Consider the following 15984-nt stretch of genomic DNA (forward strand, 5'->3'; position numbering starts at 1 on the left):
TTTTTAATCATGGACCCACATGACCAACCAACCGTGTCCCCGGCGACCCGTTTCCTGCGCTCTCGGTCCATGACCGAAACAAGGCGCAAGAAACGGATCGCCGGACCTCAATTGGGCGGCATCAGCTCGACAATAAGCTGCGGCACGCCATCCGAAGTTTTACTGACCGAACAACCGTCCCAGCCAATCGTACCGCTGACCCGCTGGCGAAACGACGAGAAACTGTCAAATTTCACCACATCAACCGGGTCATCAAAATGCAGGGTGATCCGGCGTTGCTCGCCATCGCCCAACACCGTCAGACTGCGAATCGTGGCCACAAACCGCTGACCCAGATAGCGGCCTTGCACCCGGCCTCCAACCTGCAGATGCAGCTTGTTGCCGGCCTGCGCGCACAGCGTGTTCCAGTCGCGCATACCATGCTGCTGCGCCAATAGCTCCAGCGCCTGGCTATGGCTGATCGTATGACCGGTGGATCGCAATTTCTCGCGCAGACGTTTTGCCTGCGTTTTCAGCTCTGCAACCGGAGCCATATTCGGGATATTCATCATCTTTGCCTCGTCCAGTATCAACGGGCGCGTTATTCTTGACGGGGCTCGCATTACCATCTGACGCGCCGTGATTGTGGGCGGAAGATGTAGATCAAACAGGTTTCACCATAGCCATATGGCCGCGAGCGGCAGGGAACCTGAACCTGAGGCGTAGATAGGCACGCGGGGGCAGCAGGTCAATCCCACAGCGCGATTAACAGATTTCCGAGATCGAATACAGGGTCACCGGATTTGATATCGCGCACTCATCCGCTAAGGAGATGGGCGCCATCGCCGAGACCTTTCGCCAGTGGCCTGGCACATTGCGCAGCCCGTGGCAGCAAACAGCTGATGTCGCTGACGATATGGGTCGGCTTTTCCCGGATGTTGGCACTGCATTTGAGGACACCGGACAGGTGATCCAAGCCAAACTTGGCCTAGCCGAGTGTCGTCTTTGTGGGTTCGCTGATTTAGTCGACTATGCCAGCACCTGGATCAGCGCTGCCAATCGCCAAAGCGGCGATTTGCACTGATCTGCCTTACTCACGGTCTGACACTGGCCTCGGACCTTCAGACCGCTTAGTAAGATCTGAACCGAATGATCAAAGGACCGCACTGTGATCACTGCCCGCCTGCATGGCCGACTGGGAAACCAGATGTTTCAATATGCCGCCGCCGCTGGATTGGCGGCCCGCCATGGGGTGCCTGTGGCCTTGGACATGCGCGGTGCCGAGTTGCACGGTGAGGGTATCCCAACACGGGTATTTAACCTGGATCTGGCGCAGCCCACAGCCCTGCCACCGCTGAAACAAAAGGCCCCGTTGCGTTATGCGCTGTGGCGGGCAACCGGCGCTGCCCCGCGGTTCCGGCGCGAACAGGGTTTGGGCTACAACAACGCAATCACCGGCTGGGGAGATGGCAGTTATCTGCACGGCTATTGGCAGTCGGAACGCTATTTCGCGCATATCGAGGACCAGATCCGCGCCGCCTTCACCTTTCCCGCGTTCTCCAATTCCCAAAATGCAGAGATGGCGGACCGGATTTCCGCTGACACCGCAATTTCGCTACATGTCCGGCGGGGTGATTATCTGACCTTTGCCGCGCATGTGCTCTGTGATCAGGCCTATTACGAGGCCGCTTTGGCGCGGGTTCTGGACGGGTTGCAAGGCACGCCGACCGTCTATGTCTTTTCAGATGATCCACAATGGGCCAAGGACAATCTGCCTCTGCCCTGCAACAAGGTGGTGGTGGATTTCAACGGGCCCGATACCGACTTTGAAGATATGCGATTGATGAGCCTGTGTAAGCACAACATCATCGGCAACAGCTCGTTTTCATGGTGGGCCGCCTGGCTGAACCAATCCGCTGGTAAGCGCGTTGCGGGGCCCACAAAATGGTTCGGCGACCCCAAGCTAAACAACCCGGATATTCTGCCTGCGGATTGGTTGAAAATTACCCCCTGACCTAGGCCACAGGTCGCTTGGCCGTTTGGCGAGCGAAACATAATATGTACGAGCCCCATAAAGCGATAAAGGGAAGCGCCTGACCTTGGGGAGGTGCAAAGGCCTTCCTGAGGGGATGGTCTGGCGCTGCCCGGCGGTACCGGGCCGAACTCACTGGGATCAAAAATCCGGTTTGGCGCGGAATTTGATGGATTGGCTGGTCTCGGGGTGCTTTACCCGCAACTCCTGCGAATGAAGCATCATCCGGTCCTGCTCTCTCGCATCACCGGTTGCGTATAGCGGGTCGCCCAATATGGGATGACCCAGTGCCATCATATGCACCCGCAACTGATGCGTCCGGCCCGTCTTGGGCGTCAGTCGAACCCGGGTTTCATCCGGGCCGTATTTGACCACATTCCAATCGGTAACCGATGCTTTGCCGGTGTTATGACAAACCATCTGCCGTGGACGGTTGGGCCAGTCGACGATCAGCGGCAGATCCACAGTCCCCGTGCGTGGCTCAAGTCGGCCCATGATGCGGGCGACATAGACCTTGCGGGTGGTGCGCTGTTCAAACTGCATCGACAAATTGCGCTGCGCATGGGGGGTCAGGGCAAACACAATCACGCCTGAGGTGTCGCGATCCAAGCGATGCACCAGCAGCGCCTCGGGGAAGGCGACCTGCACCCGCGTCAGCAAACAATCGGCCAGATGCTCGCCCCGGCCCGGCACCGAAAGCAATCCGGCGGGTTTGCTTACGACCACCATCTGGGCGTCGGAATGCAGGTACTCTAACGGGTCCTGCGGCGGGGTATATTCGCTTGAAACTGCCATAAGCGCCTGCCTAGCGCCTGCGGACGATGGGGGCAAGTTCCCGCAACGTCGTGCTTGCCCGGATCAACACATCGCCGCAGGATCTGATCAAATAGGAGAACAGTCAATGCATCCAACTATCAGCAACATGATGGAGGTCGTTGCCAAAGGTGACGACACCAAGATCGCCGGGTTATTGGCCGAGAACGTGCGTTTCTTGCCGCCGACCTATTGGAAGACCTGGACCGGCCGCGCGCCCGTCGCTGCGGTGCTTGGCCATGTGGGTCATGTGTTCAGCGATTTCTCCTATCGCCGGGTGATGGGCGATGGCAATGACTGGGCGCTAGAGTTCCAATGCAAAATCGGTGAGCTGGACGCCGTTGGGGTGGATTTGATCACCCTGAACGACGACGGGTTGATCCAACTGTTCGAGGTGACCATGCGTCCCTACAAAAGCGTCGGCGCCCTGCGCGAGGCGATAAATGCACGGGTGATGACAGATGCCAGGTTCTTGAAATTCCGCGAGGCGTTAAGCTGATAGCTGCCGATCAAATACTGCGCATCCCGCTGATTCCAGTGTTGGCTGTACAGGCTCGTCGGGTGCGCCAGACGGCGCTCCTGCTGCCAGAACCCGAAGGCGCGCGCACCGGCTCGGCAGGATCTGGTTCATCACTGAGATTGCTGATTGTCGGCGACAGTTCCGCCGCTGGGGTTGGTGCGCAAACCCAAAGCGAAGCACTGAGTGGTCAATTGGTTCACCACCTGTCTCAGCGTTACTCGGTATCCTGGCGGCTAGAAGCCTGCACCGGGCACGCCACACAAGACAGCATTGACCGGCTTATGGCTATACCGCCGCAACTCTTTGATATCGCGGTGATTGCATTGGGGGTCAACGATGTGACACAGGCCACCACCAAGGCCCAATTCAGGCGGCAGCAGGCGTTGCTTTGGGCGCTGCTTCAAACTCGCTTTGGAATTCAGCAAATCCTATCGTCTGGCGTGCCGCAGATGCAGTATCTGCCTTTACTGCCTCAGCCTTTGGCCTGGGTCGTGGGGAAACAGGCGGCGCGGCTGGACCGGGTTCTGGAAGAACTGGCCGCGAACACTGCCATGGCCAGCCATATTCCGATGCGGTTTTCACAAGATCCGTCATTGGCGGCCTCGGACGGGTTTCACCCCAGTCCCGCCGCCTATACCCTATGGGCCACCACTCTGGCGGATCATATTCCCTAGGCCGGTCGACTGCGCATCTGTTTCACCAGCGACACAGAATAAATCACCAACGCACCCCAAATCATCGGAAAGGCAATCATCCTGGCGCCGCCGAATTCCTCGCCAAAGGCAAACACTGCGATCAGGAAGATCATCGTGGGCGCGATGTATTGCAGGATGCCAATGGTCGACAGACGCAACAGTTTGGCCCCATTGGCATAAGTAATCAATGGCACCGCCGTGACAAGGCCACAGCCCAGCAACAGCATAGTATCCAGACCCGAGCCGCCCATGTTACCAGTTCCGGTTGCCGACAGATAGATCACATAGCCCAGCGCAACCGGCAGCAGGATCAGCACTTCAAGCATAAATCCCTGATTGGGGCCAACCGGCAGCGATTTCTTGAAAAAGGCGTAAAAGCCCCAGGATAGAGTCAATCCAATCGCAACCAGCGGGAGGCCTCCGGCGGCTACGGTCAGCACCACGACCGCACCAATGGCCAGGGCAATTGCCAACATTTGCATCCGGTTGGGGCGCTCTCCAAGCAGCAGCGCGCCCATCAGGATGCTGAACAGCGGATTGATATAATAGCCAAGCGCCGCATCAAGGGCGTACCCGTTGGCAATCGACCAAACATAGATACCCCAGTTGACCGATATCAACGCCGCAGTAACACAGGCCATCAGAAGGGTCTTGGGGCTGCGCAGCGCCGCCATCAGATCATCGGTGCGACGCAGTATGATCAGCAACACACCGGCCACTGGCACCGCCCAGATCACCCGATGCGCCACCACCTCGGCTGCCGGAATATGCGACAGTGCTTTCATGTACAGAGGCAACAGACCCCACATCACATAAGCCGATACTGCAAAGACCAACCCGCGCGGACTATCGGTGTTGTTGGGGTTGGGGGAGGTCATTCGGATATCCGATCTATCAACATCAGGTCAAAGCAACATCAAGCAGCAGCGCCGCAATCACAATGCACAGCGGGCCATAGCGGGTTTGGTCAAGCCGGGCAAAGGGCTGCTCGGGTGTCATTGCGCGCCATTGCGGAATATAGGCGGCAAGCCCCCGGAACGAAAACACAAGGATCATGGCCACCAGCAAAATACGGTACATCCGAAACAGCATAAACCCCGGCATCAGACCCGCATATGCCAACACGACATGGGCAGCTCCGGCCAACACCACTGCGACAATCAAACTGGCCAGTCGCGAGGGCATCTTCTGAATACCTGCGCTGCCAACGACTGTCTTGGCCAAAGTTTTCTCGTCCACCGCCGGCCAATGGCTGCCCGCAGCCCACAGCAGATGCAGCAGTACAATCACCAGCAATACGATCACGACGAGTATGGCGCTGAAGGGCATCATTTGGGTGTATTTCCTGAACAATTATCTAACCGCATGGCTTTCACCAATCGGCAACATGTTCAACAGAAATCGGAAGCAATCACACGGCCTTGGTCAAGGCTGCTGCCATGGATACAACCACGTATTATGGGCGGACATGTCAGACCCGGCGCGTCCGCCGGGCCCTCGTTTTCATGTGAATGCCGCTCTTAGACGGCGGCACTTTGCCCGGGTCAGACTTTTGTGCGTTCGGACTTGGGATCATACATCGGCTTCAAGGACGCTTCGGCCTTAACCCGCGTGCCCATCACATCGATTTCATAGGTAGAGCCCAAAATGTCAGCAGCGCTTTCCCCCTCGCATGGAACATAGCCCATTCCGATGGCGGCCCCCAGCGTGTGGCCGTAGTTGCCCGAGCTGATATAGCCAACAATCTGACCATCCCGGATCAGCGGCTCGTTGTGATACAGCAGCGGTTCGGGGTCGGTCAGTTTGAACTGCACCATGCGGGTCTTAGGCCCGGTCTCTTTCCGCTTTAACACCGCATCACGTCCAATGAAGTCAGGCTTATCCGTTTTTACCGCAAAGCCAAGACCGGCATCGATCACATGATCTTCGCAGGTGATGTCATGGCCAAAGTGGCGAAATCCCTTTTCGATCCGACAGCTGTCCATCATATGCATGCCGCACAGTTTCAACCCCATGTCTTGTCCTGCCTCTGACAGGGTCTCAAAGACATGACCCGCCATGTCAGAGCTAACATAGATCTCCCAACCCAGCTCACCCACATAGGTCACACGATGAACCCGTGCCAGGCCCATGCCCAGTTCGATCTCTTGTGCGGTGCCAAAAGGGTTCACCGCGTTGGAGAAATCATTGGGAGAGACTTTTTGCAGCAGTTCACGCGACCGAGGTCCCATCACTGCCAGCACACCCTCGCCAGCGGTTACATCGGTCAGAACCACCCGAAATTCGCCCTGATTGCGCATCATCCAGGTCTGATCTGCCAGACGTGTACCTGAAGGGGTCACCACCAGATATGCAGTCTCAGTCAGGCGAGTCACGGTGACATCTGCCTCGATCCCGCCGCCTGCGTTCAGGAATTGAGTATAAACAATCTTGCCAACTGGCACCGATAGATTGGCACCACACACATAGTTCAGGAAGGGTTCTGCATCCGGGCCTTCGACACGGATCTTGCCAAAGGAAGACATGTCATACATGCCCACGTTCTCGCGCACCGCACGGTGTTCCGCAGCCGAATTTTCGAACCAGTTCTGACGTTTCCAGCTGTATTCGTATTCGCGCTTCTGACCTTCGTCGGCAAACCAGTTGGCACGTTCCCAACCGGCGGTCTCGCCCATCACCGCGCCCTGATCCAACAACTGTTGGTGGAATGGTGTGCGGCGAACCCCACGCGCGGTGGCCTTTTGGCGATACGGGAAGTGGTCCGCATACAGCAAGCCCAAGGTTTCCTTGGACCGCTCGTACAGGTAGTGCTGATTGCCTTGAAATGGGTGCATCCGGCTGACATCCACATCGCCCAGATCAAACGGCTTTTCGCCTGCGTCCATCCACTGCGCCAAGGCCATTCCGGCGCCACCAGCCGACTGAATACCAATCGAGTTAAAGCCCGCTGCAACCCAAACATTATCCATCTCAGGCGCCTGACCCAGATGATATGCATCATCCGGGGTAAAGCTCTCAGGACCGTTAAAGAAGGTATGGATACCGGCCTCGGCCAGCATCGGCATCCGCTCGCAGGCGGCTTCAAGAATCGGCTCAAAGTGATCGAAATCTTCGGGCAGCTGGTCAAATTCAAAACGCTCCGAGATACCCTCCATGCCCCAAGGTTTGGCGTTGGGCTCAAAGGCCCCCAGCAGGATCTTTCCAGCGTCTTCCTTGTAATAGGCGCATTCATCCGGCACCCGCAGCACTGGCATCTGGCTCAGACCGGGAATGGCCTCGGTGACGATATAGAAATGCTCACAGGCATGTAGCGGCACATTTGTCCCCGCCATCTTGCCAACCTCGCGGCCCCACATGCCGGCACAGTTCACCACCATGTCTGCCTCTATATGGCCCTGCTGCTCTCCGTCATCACTGACCCAGTCCACGCCAGTCACCCGGCGGCCCTGTTTGGACATGCCAGTCACCTTGATGCGTTCCTTGATCAGCGCGCCGTTCTGACGTGCGCCTTTGGCCAAGGCCAGCGCAATATTGGCCGGATCCGCCTGCCCGTCGGTGGGCAACCAGATACCACCCGTCACACCATCCAGGTTCAAATGTTCATAGCGCTGTTTCACTTCGGCCGGTGTCAGCTCTTCGGCGGGGACCCCAAAGGCTCGCGCCATGGCGGCACTGCGGAACAACTCTTCGCGCCGCTCATCGGTCAAAGCAACCGAAATTGACCCACATTGGCGCAGCCCTGTGGACACGCCTGTTTCCCCTTCAAGCCCGTGATACAGCTCGGCAGAATAACGTGCCAGTTTGGTCATGTTAGAGCTGGCGCGCAGCTGACCGATCAACCCAGCCGCATGCCATGTGGTGCCCGACGTCAGCTGTTTACGTTCCAGCAGCACCACATCCTGCCACCCCAGTTTGGCCAGATGATAGGCCACCGAACAGCCGATTACACCGCCGCCGATAATGACCACACGGGCCTTGTTGGGAAGATCGTTCATGACATCGCTCCAGACTCAAAAATTCCAGATCAACCTGTCATGTCACTGCAAATGAAAATGCATCATTTCCGCCATATTTTGACGATTATTCATCATTTGTGACGGGTACATTTGCTCCCTTGCCGCCCGCCATACGACGCTTGCGCAGTACCAGAGGGGACACACCGAATTGTGCCTTATACAGGCTGGAAAAACCGCTGGGAAAGCCACATACCAGACCGACTTCACCAACACTAAGATTGGTGTTCAACAAAAGATTGTTGGCCTTGCTCAACCGGATTTCACGATAAAAACTGTTTGGCGTAGTGTCAAAATTGGCCCGAAACCTGCGCTCTAACGAGCGGGCGGACAGGCCCACCTGCCGGGACAGATCGGAAATCGGCACCGGCTCCTCGATATTGTCCTGCATGATCTGAACGCAGCGATCAAGCTCGGCATCGCCAGTGGTATTACTGCCCGCCCCACCAAACGGTTGACGGGTTGAAAAGTCCCGAATGCGGTCGTGCAACAGAACATTGGCCACCGTCACCAACGCAGCCGGCGAAATATGCCGCCCCATCAGGGCCAGCACCACATCCACGGTGGCCCCCATACCGGCACAGGTCACCACCAGGCCGTCTTCGCTGGCAAGCGCGCTGTCCGCCTCGAACAGGCTGCTGCGTTCGCGCATCAAGGCCGAGTTTTCCCAATGGGTAGACAGGTGTTGCGCCGCTCCCCCTCGATCCTTGATGTATCGGCTTGCGGCCTCGGCCAAGAGGAACACCTGCGCCCCACGATAGGTATAAGCCGAGATCAGCGACGGCGGCGAAAGCGCCGGGCAATCGGGATCGCTATTGCCGATTATAAAGGCATAATCTGCCGTAGGCCGGTCGACAAAGGGGGTCGATTTGACAAAGGCCTCGCAGCGGCTTTCGATTAACCCGCCCTTGGCTGAACGATAGGTCCAGGCAAACTGAGGTTGTGCTGCGATCCGGTTCGCTATGCGCAATGCATCTACGATGGCGGCAACTTCAAGCAGCACAAAGCCATCGGCAACGATAATGTCGATTTGCCAAACACGAGCGGCTTGCGCGGTGCTTATATTGGTGGACGTGACCATGGTAAAAGTCCTAGAGCATCTCAGCTGAAATCCGCAATGTTAAATCAAACGCTGGCGAACGATGAAAGAAGACACGATGACGGATCTCCCCTGGCTGGCCATCGTATTGTATCTGCTAGGCATCAACCTCCTGACCCCTGCGCTCTTCGCCTTCGACAAACACCGGGCGCGGCGTCGGCGATGGCGGATATCGGAACGAAGCTTGTTGTTTTTATGTTTTATAGGCGGAACACCGGGCGCCTATTGGGCGCGCAAGACATTTCGGCATAAGACCCGAAAACAGCCCTTTTCAATCCGCTTGCATAGTATCGCAGTGTTGCAATGTCTTACTTGCCTGGGACTCATCTGGCAGGTCCTACCGGCCAAAGACTTCTGACAGGATTGCAGTCAGGGCATCAGCATCCTGTTGTGAAAAGGCATCTGGTACATTGCTGTCAATATCGAACACTCCAATCAGGGCGCCAAATCCATCATGGACCGGCAGCACCAGCTCGGACCGGGTTGAGCTGGCGCAAGCGATGTGGCCCTCGAAAGCATCAACATCAGCCACCAGTTGCGCCTCACCTGTGCGGGCAGCAGCCCCGCAAACACCCCGCGAAAACGGGATTTTCAGGCAGCCATGACCGCCCTGATAGGGGCCGATTTTCAGTACTTCAGGGGCTGTTACGCGATAAAAACCGGTCCAGTCGAAGCGATCATCGCTGTGGTGCACCTCGCAGGTGACGGTGGCCATCAGCGCCACCTGATCACTTTCGCCTTCGGTCAAGGCGGCAATGGTTTTCGCCAAGTGTATGTAGTCAACAGTCATAGTAAACCTTTTGTTCGGGTAGAGGGGGCCAGCCCCCTCTTGGCCTAGTGGCCAATTCACCCCCGGGATATTTTTGGCCAGATGAAGATCAGACCCGTTCAATAGCAATGGCCGTCCCTTCACCGCCGCCGATGCAGATGGCAGCAATGCCACGTTGTAGGCCGCGTTTTTCCAGTGCGTTCAGCAGTGTCACTATGATCCGTGCACCAGAGGCACCAATCGGGTGGCCCAAGGCGCAGGCACCACCGTTGACGTTCACGATGTCGCGGGAGAGGCCCATTTCACGCATGAAAGCCATCGGCACCACGGCAAAAGCCTCGTTTACTTCCCATAGGTCGACGTCCTCTGTGGTCCAGCCAATGCGTTGCATCAGTTTTTCGACAGCAGGAACCGGAGCGGTGGTGAACAGGCCTGGTGCCTGAGCATGGCTGGCATATCCAAGGATTTTTGCGCGCATGCTGAGGCCTTGCGCCTTGGCGGCCTCGGTTGAGGCCAAGACAAGAGCGGCAGCACCGTCTGAAATGGACGATGCATTGGCGGCAGTGACCGTCCCGTCCTTACGGAAAGCAGGTTTCAGGGTTGGGATTTTCTCAGGGCGTGCCGATTTGGGCTGCTCATCCGCATCTGAAACAACCTCCCCTTTTCGGGTCTCGACCGTTACGGGCGTGATTTCATCGTCAAAGGCTTTGTTTGCCTGTGCGTCCAGTGCATTAGAGAGAGAACGCAGTGCAAATTCATCCTGCTCTTGCCGGGTGAATTGGTAGGTTTCGGCGCAGTCCTCGGCGAAGCTACCCATCAGGCGACCCTTGTCATAGGCATCCTCCAGGCCATCCAGAAACATGTGATCGATCACTTGATTGTGGCCGATACGGGCGCCACCGCGCATTTTGGGCAGCAAGTAGGGCGCGTTGGACATGCTTTCCATGCCACCAGCAACCATTGTGTTCGCATGGCCCAAAGCAATCTGGTCGTAGGCCATCATTGCAGCTTTCATGCCGGATCCACACATTTTGTTCAACGTTGTCGCAGGCACCTCTTCGCCCAGCCCGGCCGCAAAGCCTGCCTGACGCGCCGGTGCCTGCCCCTGGCCCGCTGACAGAACACATCCCATCAGGACTTCGTCAACAGTTGCTGTGCCTGCGCCATCCAGGGCTGCACGAATCGCCGCGCCACCTAGATCAGCAGCAGTCACCCCGTCAAACATCCCCTGAAAACCGCCCATTGGTGTGCGCGCGGCACCCGCAATCACAACTTCTTTCATGCTCTTCCCTCCATTAGCTGGACCATGCATACAAAATGGTAAGGAATGCGGTCTAGACTACTTGAGTAACGAATTATCATTTTGGGGGGTAAAAATGAGCCTGACTAGCACCATGACGGACAGCGGCCAGATTGTGACGGTGAACGCCGAACGCATTGATGCAGCCATCGCCATTCAATTCAAAGAGGACATGCGCAGCGAAACCGAAAGCGGTGCAAGCAGGGTCATCCTTGATTTGTCAGAGGTACAATTCATTGATTCCAGCGGATTAGGTGCCATTGTGGCCGCTATGAAGCAACTCGGCAGCAACCGAAAACTGGATCTCGCTGGCCTGAGCCCAATGGTCGAAAAGGTATTTCGGTTGACCCGTATGGATACCGTCTTTGACCTTTATGCCTCACTGAACGAGGCCACAGCCGCTAACAAAATTTGATATATGGAATTGAAGGCGCAACCCGCGCAGATTGAGAACTCGATGGTCGACTCTTTTGCCTGCTCGTTCCTTGCCACGGAACTAGATGCCCGTAGCGGCATCGGTTCAGTGGTAGAACGTCTGCGCCGCATGGGATTGCCGGAAGCCCGCGCCGGTGATGTGCAAATTGCACTGGCAGAGGCCGTAAACAACGTGGTTGAACACGCCTATGCCGATGCGGCCCCTGGTGATGTGAGCATAGGGTATAGTCTGGACGCAAAACAGTTGTGGGTCAGCATTCGTGATGCCGGTCTCCCCCTGCCCAACAAAAACCTGACCACAGGCCAGCCTGCCGACCTGTCTGTCCCGCTTGAAGATCTGCCAGAGGGTGGATTTGGCTGGTTTCTTATTCGCGAGCTGACAAGCGACATTAAATACGAACGCAATGACGGAAAAAACCGGCTGTCTCTTTGCTTCGATATTAGCAAGGGCGAGTCTTAAACACTGCCCCACCAACCACCATGCCACAAAACCGCCGCAAAATTGGCAAATCTGCGCCCAACCTGTATGCAAAACGTTAGGGGTAGCTGCTCATAGCTTCCCTCGGCGCCGCGTTCAACAGCCCCCACCCAGTGCGCGTCGCCGGGGAATTCCCCACACACACCAAATTCAAGCCGACCAGCACCGTGAACCAGTGGTTTCAATTTGCGGATTGCGTTTCCCTGCCCAACTTCTAGTCTTCCGGCAACAACAAGGGGACACAAGCGATGCGCGATTTTCAACTACCTGGCAGATCGGCGGTCTATGCCGAGAACGGCCTTTGCGCGACATCTCATCCGCTGGCGGCCGGAGCGGCCATTGATATCCTCAAGCGCGGTGGCAATGCCATGGACGCAGCTATTGCAGGCGCTGTTCTGCTGGGCATTTGCGAACCTCAAATGACCGGTATCGGCGGTGATTGCTTTATGCTCTATAACCGCCCGGGCAGTCACGAGGTGCAGGCGTTTAATGGGTCGGGCCGTGCGCCTGCAGCGGCCAATGCGGCAACCCTGCGTGACCAGGGGCACAAGGTTATTCCAATCCACAGCGCCCATGCCGTGACAGTTCCCGGTGCGATAGACGCGTTTTGTCATCTGGCCGAAACCGAAGGTCGGCTGGGGCTTGATGCGCTGCTAGAACCTGCAATTCATTACGCCGATACTGGGGTTCCTGTTGCACCACGGGTGGCCTTTGACTGGATCAATTCCGCCCCCACATTGCAGGGCGCAGCGCGCAAACACTATCTTCTGGATGGCCAACCACCCCTTGTCGGGCAGATGTTTCGGGCACAGGGGCAGGCCGAGGTCCTGCGGCGCATCGCCCGGGATGGTCGCGACGCCTTCTATACCGGCGAAATAGCCGAGGATATGCTTACCGCCCTCGCGACGCAGGGCGGCGTCCACAGCGCCGATGACTTTGCCAATACCACCTGCATGGCGACCACCCCGGTCAGTGGTGACTACAAGGGAACCGAATTGGTCGAGCACCCGCCCAACGGTCAGGGCGCCACTGCCATTTTGATGCTCAACATACTGAAACATTTCGACATTGTAGGAATGGATCCGCTTGGCGCCCAACGCACCCATATAGAGGCCGAGGCCGCCAAACTGGCTTATGATGCCCGCAATCGTTTCATCGCTGATCCCGATCACATGGCCCGTCTGCAGCATATGCTGGCACCTGAAACGGCGGCCGGACTTGCAGAACTGATCAGTCCAAACCGCGCCATGTCCGCAGCCGCCCCGCTCAGCGAGTCCGTGCACAAAGACACGATTTACATCACCGTGGTCGACAAGGACCGCATGGCAGTGTCGCTGATCTATTCGATTTTCCACGGATTTGGCTCGGGCATCGCCTCTGAAAAATTCGGTATTCTACTGCAGAACCGTGGCGCAGGCTTTACACTGGAACCGGGCCATCCAAATGAGCTGGGCGGCGGCAAGCGGCCAATGCACACAATCATTCCAGGCATGCTGCGCCAGAATGGACGGGTGGCTATGCCCTTTGGCGTAATGGGTGGGGCCTATCAGCCCAACGGCCACGCGCGACTGGTCTCAAACCTGACCGATTTTGACATGGATCTTCAGGCCGCAATGGATGCACCACGGGCCTTTTCCGACGGTGGTGTTTTGAATGTCGAACGGGGGTACCCGGATGCAGTACGTCAACAATTGTCCGACCTTGGACACAACGTTGAAATACCTCAAACGGCTATTGGCGGATCTCAGGCCATCCGCATCCGCAGTGATGGTGTGCTGGAAGGTGCCAGTGATCCGCGCAAAGATGGCTGTGCATTGGGATATTAACCAGCGATCAGTGCAGGGTGCGTGCTTGCACGCACCTTCTGCGCAGTTGGTATCGTCAATTCAGTTGGAAATGCAGCGGATAGGTGCCGTCCGAAAACGGGCCAAACATATCTGGGATATCCGGGTGATCCACTGGCTCACCAGAATAATCGGCAACCAGATTTTGTTCGGACACATAAGCCACGTAGTAGCTTTGATCGTTTTCTGCCAGCAAATGATAAAACGGCTGCTCTTTCGACGGACGGCTTTCTTCAGGGATTGCCTGATACCATTCATCAGTGTTGGTGAACTCGGGATCAACATCAAACACCACACCACGAAACGGGTGTTTCTTGTGGCGTACCACCTGTCCCAAATGATATTTCGCGCGCGTTCTCAACATAGTCTTGCTGCCCCTATGGCCTACCACTACCCCGTAACCTAGGACGTTGTCCAACAAATGACGTGAAATTCAGGGAAACAGACTGTGAACCTATCTTTAACAGTGCTCGAGATCGTGGCACCGGTTTTCATCCTCGCAGCCGCCGGTTTTGCCTGGGTTAAATTCGGATTTGAGTACCGAATTCAATTTGTTACTCGGCTGGCAATGACCTTGGCCGTGCCCTGCCTGATTTTCACGGCGTTGATGAAAACTGATTTGGACAAAGGCACGTTAGGCGCATTCTTGCTGGCCAGTATTGCCGGCTACGTCGTGATCGCGCTGGTGGCACATTGCTTGGTACATCTGACTGGGCTGGATCGACGCACCTATCTGGCTCCGCTCATTTTTGGCAATACCGGCAACCTGGGTCTTCCTTTGGTGTTGTTTGCCTTTGGGGAGGCCGGGCTTGGCTATGGCGTTGTCATGCTGGCGGTCACGTCAGTTTTGTCGTTCACATATGGTATCTATCTGGTGGCAGGTCAGGGCGCAGGCAGAAAGGCCCTGAAAGAGCCTATCGTGTGGGCGACGCTGCTGGGGGCGCTATTCCTGTGGCAGGACTGGGAAACTCCACGGTTTCTGACAAATGCCTTGGACCTGGTCGGCCAGATGGCCATTCCGCTAATGCTGATCACACTGGGCGTTGCCGTGGCCCGGTTGACGCCCGGCAAGATTTCGCAGGCCGTTGCACTGTCAGTGGTCAAATTGCTGATTTGCGGCGCGGCAGCTTGGGGCCTGGGGCTGCTTTTTGGCCTCGATCATGTGGCCTTTGGCGTGCTTGTCCTGCAGCTGTCGACTCCGGTAGCTGTCACTGCATACCTGCTGGCGGAAAAGTTCAACGCTGACTCCGAAGCGGTTGCAGGCATGGTTGTGGTGTCCACTTTGTTATCAGTGGTGGCGCTGCCGCTACTGTTGGCACTCGTTTTGTAAATGTGATTTCATCCACAGTCTGTTTTTTGGTACAGTTCTCCAAAAATAAAAAAGGCAGAGGCAAATGAGCAGAATCATTAGCGCCTTGATCGCGTTGCTGATCATGGCATCCTGTGGCGGCGGCCAAAATTCCCCGCCACGTAATCTGGATAATGCGTGCAGCATAATTACCCAGAAACCCGATTACCTGAAAGCCTTCAAGGCAGCTGAACGGCGCTGGGGTGTTCCGGTGCATGTGCAGATGGCGACGATCTATCATGAAAGCCGCTACCGCTCTGATGCCCGCACACCGCATAAATATGTGTTGGGAATCATCCCAATGGGCCGTGTGTCCAGCGCCTATGGCTATTCACAGGCCCTGGATGGCACCTGGGAGGAGTACCAGCGCGAAGCAGGACGTCGCAGCTCCAAGCGTGACCGTATTTCCCATGCCGCTGATTTCATCGGTTGGTACATGAACAAAAGCTATGAGAAAAATGGCATCGCGTTGACGGACGCCCGCAATCAATATCTGGCCTATCACGAAGGCCACACCGGCTATGCCCGGGGCAGCTACAGGTCCAAGTCCTGGCTGTTAGGCGTGGCAAACAAGGTTCAGGCCCGCGCGAATATGTATCAGACCCAATTGGCCAGTTGCCGCAAGTTCAACTGATCTGGTCGAAATGAAACTGCCCGGC

The 15984-nt window shown here is 56.6% G+C and carries 19 protein-coding genes; 10 read left to right on the forward strand and 9 right to left on the reverse strand.

Annotation, left to right across the window (positions count from 1 at the left end; genetic code table 11):
• Window positions 1–107 precede the first annotated feature (107 nt).
• Entirely contained in the window at window positions 108–548 is a 441-nt protein-coding gene (locus EBB79_RS19130) for a glyoxalase superfamily protein (protein ID WP_202977670.1), read from the reverse strand.
• Window positions 549–760: 212 nt separating this feature from the next.
• Here EBB79_RS19130 and EBB79_RS19135 point away from each other — a divergent pair, with 212 nt between their 5' ends.
• Window positions 761–1063 carry an AAC(3) family N-acetyltransferase gene (locus tag EBB79_RS19135; protein WP_274594845.1) on the forward strand — a complete coding sequence of 101 codons (303 nt, stop codon included), beginning with the start codon at window positions 761–763 and terminating at the stop codon, window positions 1061–1063.
• 84 nt (window positions 1064–1147) lie between these two features.
• Complete coding sequence (locus EBB79_RS19140; RefSeq protein ID WP_127750417.1) at window positions 1148–1993, forward strand: alpha-1,2-fucosyltransferase; 846 nt, start codon at window positions 1148–1150, stop codon at window positions 1991–1993.
• A 159-nt stretch (window positions 1994–2152) separates the two neighbouring features.
• On the opposite strand, the gene EBB79_RS19145 is transcribed toward EBB79_RS19140, so the two are convergent.
• On the reverse strand, window positions 2153–2806 hold the full coding sequence (locus tag EBB79_RS19145) for an RluA family pseudouridine synthase (RefSeq protein WP_127750418.1): 654 nt from the start codon (window positions 2804–2806) through the stop codon (window positions 2153–2155).
• Window positions 2807–2912: 106 nt separating this feature from the next.
• On the opposite strand from EBB79_RS19145, the gene EBB79_RS19150 reads away from it, so the two are divergent.
• The gene (locus tag EBB79_RS19150; RefSeq protein ID WP_127750419.1) at window positions 2913–3323 is read left to right on the forward strand and encodes a nuclear transport factor 2 family protein; all 411 of its coding nucleotides are present in this window, start codon (window positions 2913–2915) and stop codon (window positions 3321–3323) included.
• Window positions 3324–3361: 38 nt separating this feature from the next.
• Entirely contained in the window at window positions 3362–4018 is a 657-nt protein-coding gene (locus tag EBB79_RS19155) for an SGNH/GDSL hydrolase family protein (RefSeq protein ID WP_238704954.1), read from the forward strand.
• Here EBB79_RS19155 and rarD read toward each other — a convergent pair.
• From rarD to EBB79_RS19175, 4 genes are all read right to left on the reverse strand, one after another.
• Window positions 4015–4917, reverse strand: a complete 903-nt coding sequence (gene rarD / locus EBB79_RS19160) for an EamA family transporter RarD (RefSeq protein WP_127750421.1) — start codon at window positions 4915–4917, stop codon at window positions 4015–4017. The two genes, EBB79_RS19155 and rarD, sit on opposite strands and share 4 nt — an antisense overlap.
• Window positions 4918–4939: 22 nt before the next feature.
• Window positions 4940–5371, reverse strand: a complete 432-nt coding sequence (locus tag EBB79_RS19165; protein ID WP_127750422.1) for a DUF3995 domain-containing protein — start codon at window positions 5369–5371, stop codon at window positions 4940–4942.
• A gap of 212 nt (window positions 5372–5583) precedes the next feature.
• Window positions 5584–8034: a GcvT family protein gene (locus EBB79_RS19170; protein ID WP_127750423.1), complete on the reverse strand. Its 2451-nt coding sequence runs from the start codon at window positions 8032–8034 to the stop codon at window positions 5584–5586.
• 85 nt (window positions 8035–8119) lie between these two features.
• Entirely contained in the window at window positions 8120–9133 is a 1014-nt protein-coding gene (locus EBB79_RS19175) for a GlxA family transcriptional regulator (protein ID WP_127750424.1), read from the reverse strand.
• A 76-nt stretch (window positions 9134–9209) separates the two neighbouring features.
• On the opposite strand from EBB79_RS19175, the gene EBB79_RS19180 reads away from it, so the two are divergent.
• Window positions 9210–9509: a DUF1294 domain-containing protein gene (locus EBB79_RS19180; protein ID WP_127750425.1), complete on the forward strand. Its 300-nt coding sequence runs from the start codon at window positions 9210–9212 to the stop codon at window positions 9507–9509.
• Here EBB79_RS19180 and EBB79_RS19185 read toward each other — a convergent pair.
• Both EBB79_RS19185 and EBB79_RS19190 read right to left on the reverse strand, forming a co-directional pair.
• Window positions 9489–9941 carry a GAF domain-containing protein gene (locus EBB79_RS19185; RefSeq protein ID WP_127750426.1) on the reverse strand — a complete coding sequence of 151 codons (453 nt, stop codon included), beginning with the start codon at window positions 9939–9941 and terminating at the stop codon, window positions 9489–9491. The genes EBB79_RS19180 and EBB79_RS19185 overlap by 21 nt on opposite strands.
• Before the next feature lie 88 nt (window positions 9942–10029).
• Window positions 10030–11202: a thiolase family protein gene (locus EBB79_RS19190; protein ID WP_127750427.1), complete on the reverse strand. Its 1173-nt coding sequence runs from the start codon at window positions 11200–11202 to the stop codon at window positions 10030–10032.
• Between the two features lie 94 nt (window positions 11203–11296).
• Between EBB79_RS19190 and EBB79_RS19195 the strand changes: the two genes are divergently transcribed.
• From EBB79_RS19195 to EBB79_RS19205, 3 genes are all read left to right on the forward strand, one after another.
• Window positions 11297–11635, forward strand: coding sequence for an STAS domain-containing protein (locus tag EBB79_RS19195; RefSeq protein WP_127750428.1), 339 nt, complete (start codon window positions 11297–11299; stop codon window positions 11633–11635).
• A gap of 42 nt (window positions 11636–11677) precedes the next feature.
• The gene (locus EBB79_RS19200; RefSeq protein ID WP_127750429.1) at window positions 11678–12115 is read left to right on the forward strand and encodes an ATP-binding protein; all 438 of its coding nucleotides are present in this window, start codon (window positions 11678–11680) and stop codon (window positions 12113–12115) included.
• Window positions 12116–12381: 266 nt separating this feature from the next.
• Window positions 12382–13959 carry a gamma-glutamyltransferase family protein gene (locus EBB79_RS19205; protein WP_127750430.1) on the forward strand — a complete coding sequence of 526 codons (1578 nt, stop codon included), beginning with the start codon at window positions 12382–12384 and terminating at the stop codon, window positions 13957–13959.
• A gap of 55 nt (window positions 13960–14014) precedes the next feature.
• On the opposite strand, the gene hspQ is transcribed toward EBB79_RS19205, so the two are convergent.
• Window positions 14015–14341, reverse strand: a complete 327-nt coding sequence (gene hspQ / locus EBB79_RS19210) for a heat shock protein HspQ (RefSeq protein WP_127750431.1) — start codon at window positions 14339–14341, stop codon at window positions 14015–14017.
• Window positions 14342–14425: 84 nt separating this feature from the next.
• Between hspQ and EBB79_RS19215 the strand changes: the two genes are divergently transcribed.
• Both EBB79_RS19215 and EBB79_RS19220 read left to right on the forward strand, forming a co-directional pair.
• Window positions 14426–15307 (forward strand): AEC family transporter, encoded by an 882-nt coding sequence (locus EBB79_RS19215; protein WP_127750432.1) that lies wholly within the window; start codon window positions 14426–14428, stop codon window positions 15305–15307.
• Window positions 15308–15371: 64 nt separating this feature from the next.
• Entirely contained in the window at window positions 15372–15959 is a 588-nt protein-coding gene (locus EBB79_RS19220) for a transglycosylase SLT domain-containing protein (protein WP_127750433.1), read from the forward strand.
• Window positions 15960–15984: the final 25 nt, after the last annotated feature.

Source organism: Parasedimentitalea marina (assembly GCF_004006175.1).
GTDB classification, from domain to species: domain Bacteria; phylum Pseudomonadota; class Alphaproteobacteria; order Rhodobacterales; family Rhodobacteraceae; genus Parasedimentitalea; species Parasedimentitalea marina.

Bases quoted from the DNA above. Each gene is read 5' to 3' on its own strand.
- EBB79_RS19130 (WP_202977670.1), bottom strand. From the start codon at position 548: ATGAATATCCCGAATATGGCTCCGGTTGCAGAGCTGAAAACGCAGGCA.
- EBB79_RS19145 (WP_127750418.1), bottom strand. From the start codon at position 2,806: ATGGCAGTTTCAAGCGAATATACCCCGCCGCAGGACCCGTTAGAGTAC.
- EBB79_RS19150 (WP_127750419.1), top strand. From the start codon at position 2,913: ATGCATCCAACTATCAGCAACATGATGGAGGTCGTTGCCAAAGGTGAC.
- rarD (WP_127750421.1), bottom strand. From the start codon at position 4,917: ATGACCTCCCCCAACCCCAACAACACCGATAGTCCGCGCGGGTTGGTC.
- EBB79_RS19165 (WP_127750422.1), bottom strand. From the start codon at position 5,371: ATGATGCCCTTCAGCGCCATACTCGTCGTGATCGTATTGCTGGTGATT.
- EBB79_RS19170 (WP_127750423.1), bottom strand. From the start codon at position 8,034: ATGAACGATCTTCCCAACAAGGCCCGTGTGGTCATTATCGGCGGCGGT.
- EBB79_RS19175 (WP_127750424.1), bottom strand. From the start codon at position 9,133: ATGGTCACGTCCACCAATATAAGCACCGCGCAAGCCGCTCGTGTTTGG.
- EBB79_RS19180 (WP_127750425.1), top strand. From the start codon at position 9,210: ATGACGGATCTCCCCTGGCTGGCCATCGTATTGTATCTGCTAGGCATC.
- EBB79_RS19185 (WP_127750426.1), bottom strand. From the start codon at position 9,941: ATGACTGTTGACTACATACACTTGGCGAAAACCATTGCCGCCTTGACC.
- EBB79_RS19190 (WP_127750427.1), bottom strand. From the start codon at position 11,202: ATGAAAGAAGTTGTGATTGCGGGTGCCGCGCGCACACCAATGGGCGGT.
- EBB79_RS19195 (WP_127750428.1), top strand. From the start codon at position 11,297: ATGAGCCTGACTAGCACCATGACGGACAGCGGCCAGATTGTGACGGTG.
- EBB79_RS19200 (WP_127750429.1), top strand. From the start codon at position 11,678: ATGGTCGACTCTTTTGCCTGCTCGTTCCTTGCCACGGAACTAGATGCC.
- EBB79_RS19205 (WP_127750430.1), top strand. From the start codon at position 12,382: ATGCGCGATTTTCAACTACCTGGCAGATCGGCGGTCTATGCCGAGAAC.
- hspQ (WP_127750431.1), bottom strand. From the start codon at position 14,341: ATGTTGAGAACGCGCGCGAAATATCATTTGGGACAGGTGGTACGCCAC.
- EBB79_RS19220 (WP_127750433.1), top strand. From the start codon at position 15,372: ATGAGCAGAATCATTAGCGCCTTGATCGCGTTGCTGATCATGGCATCC.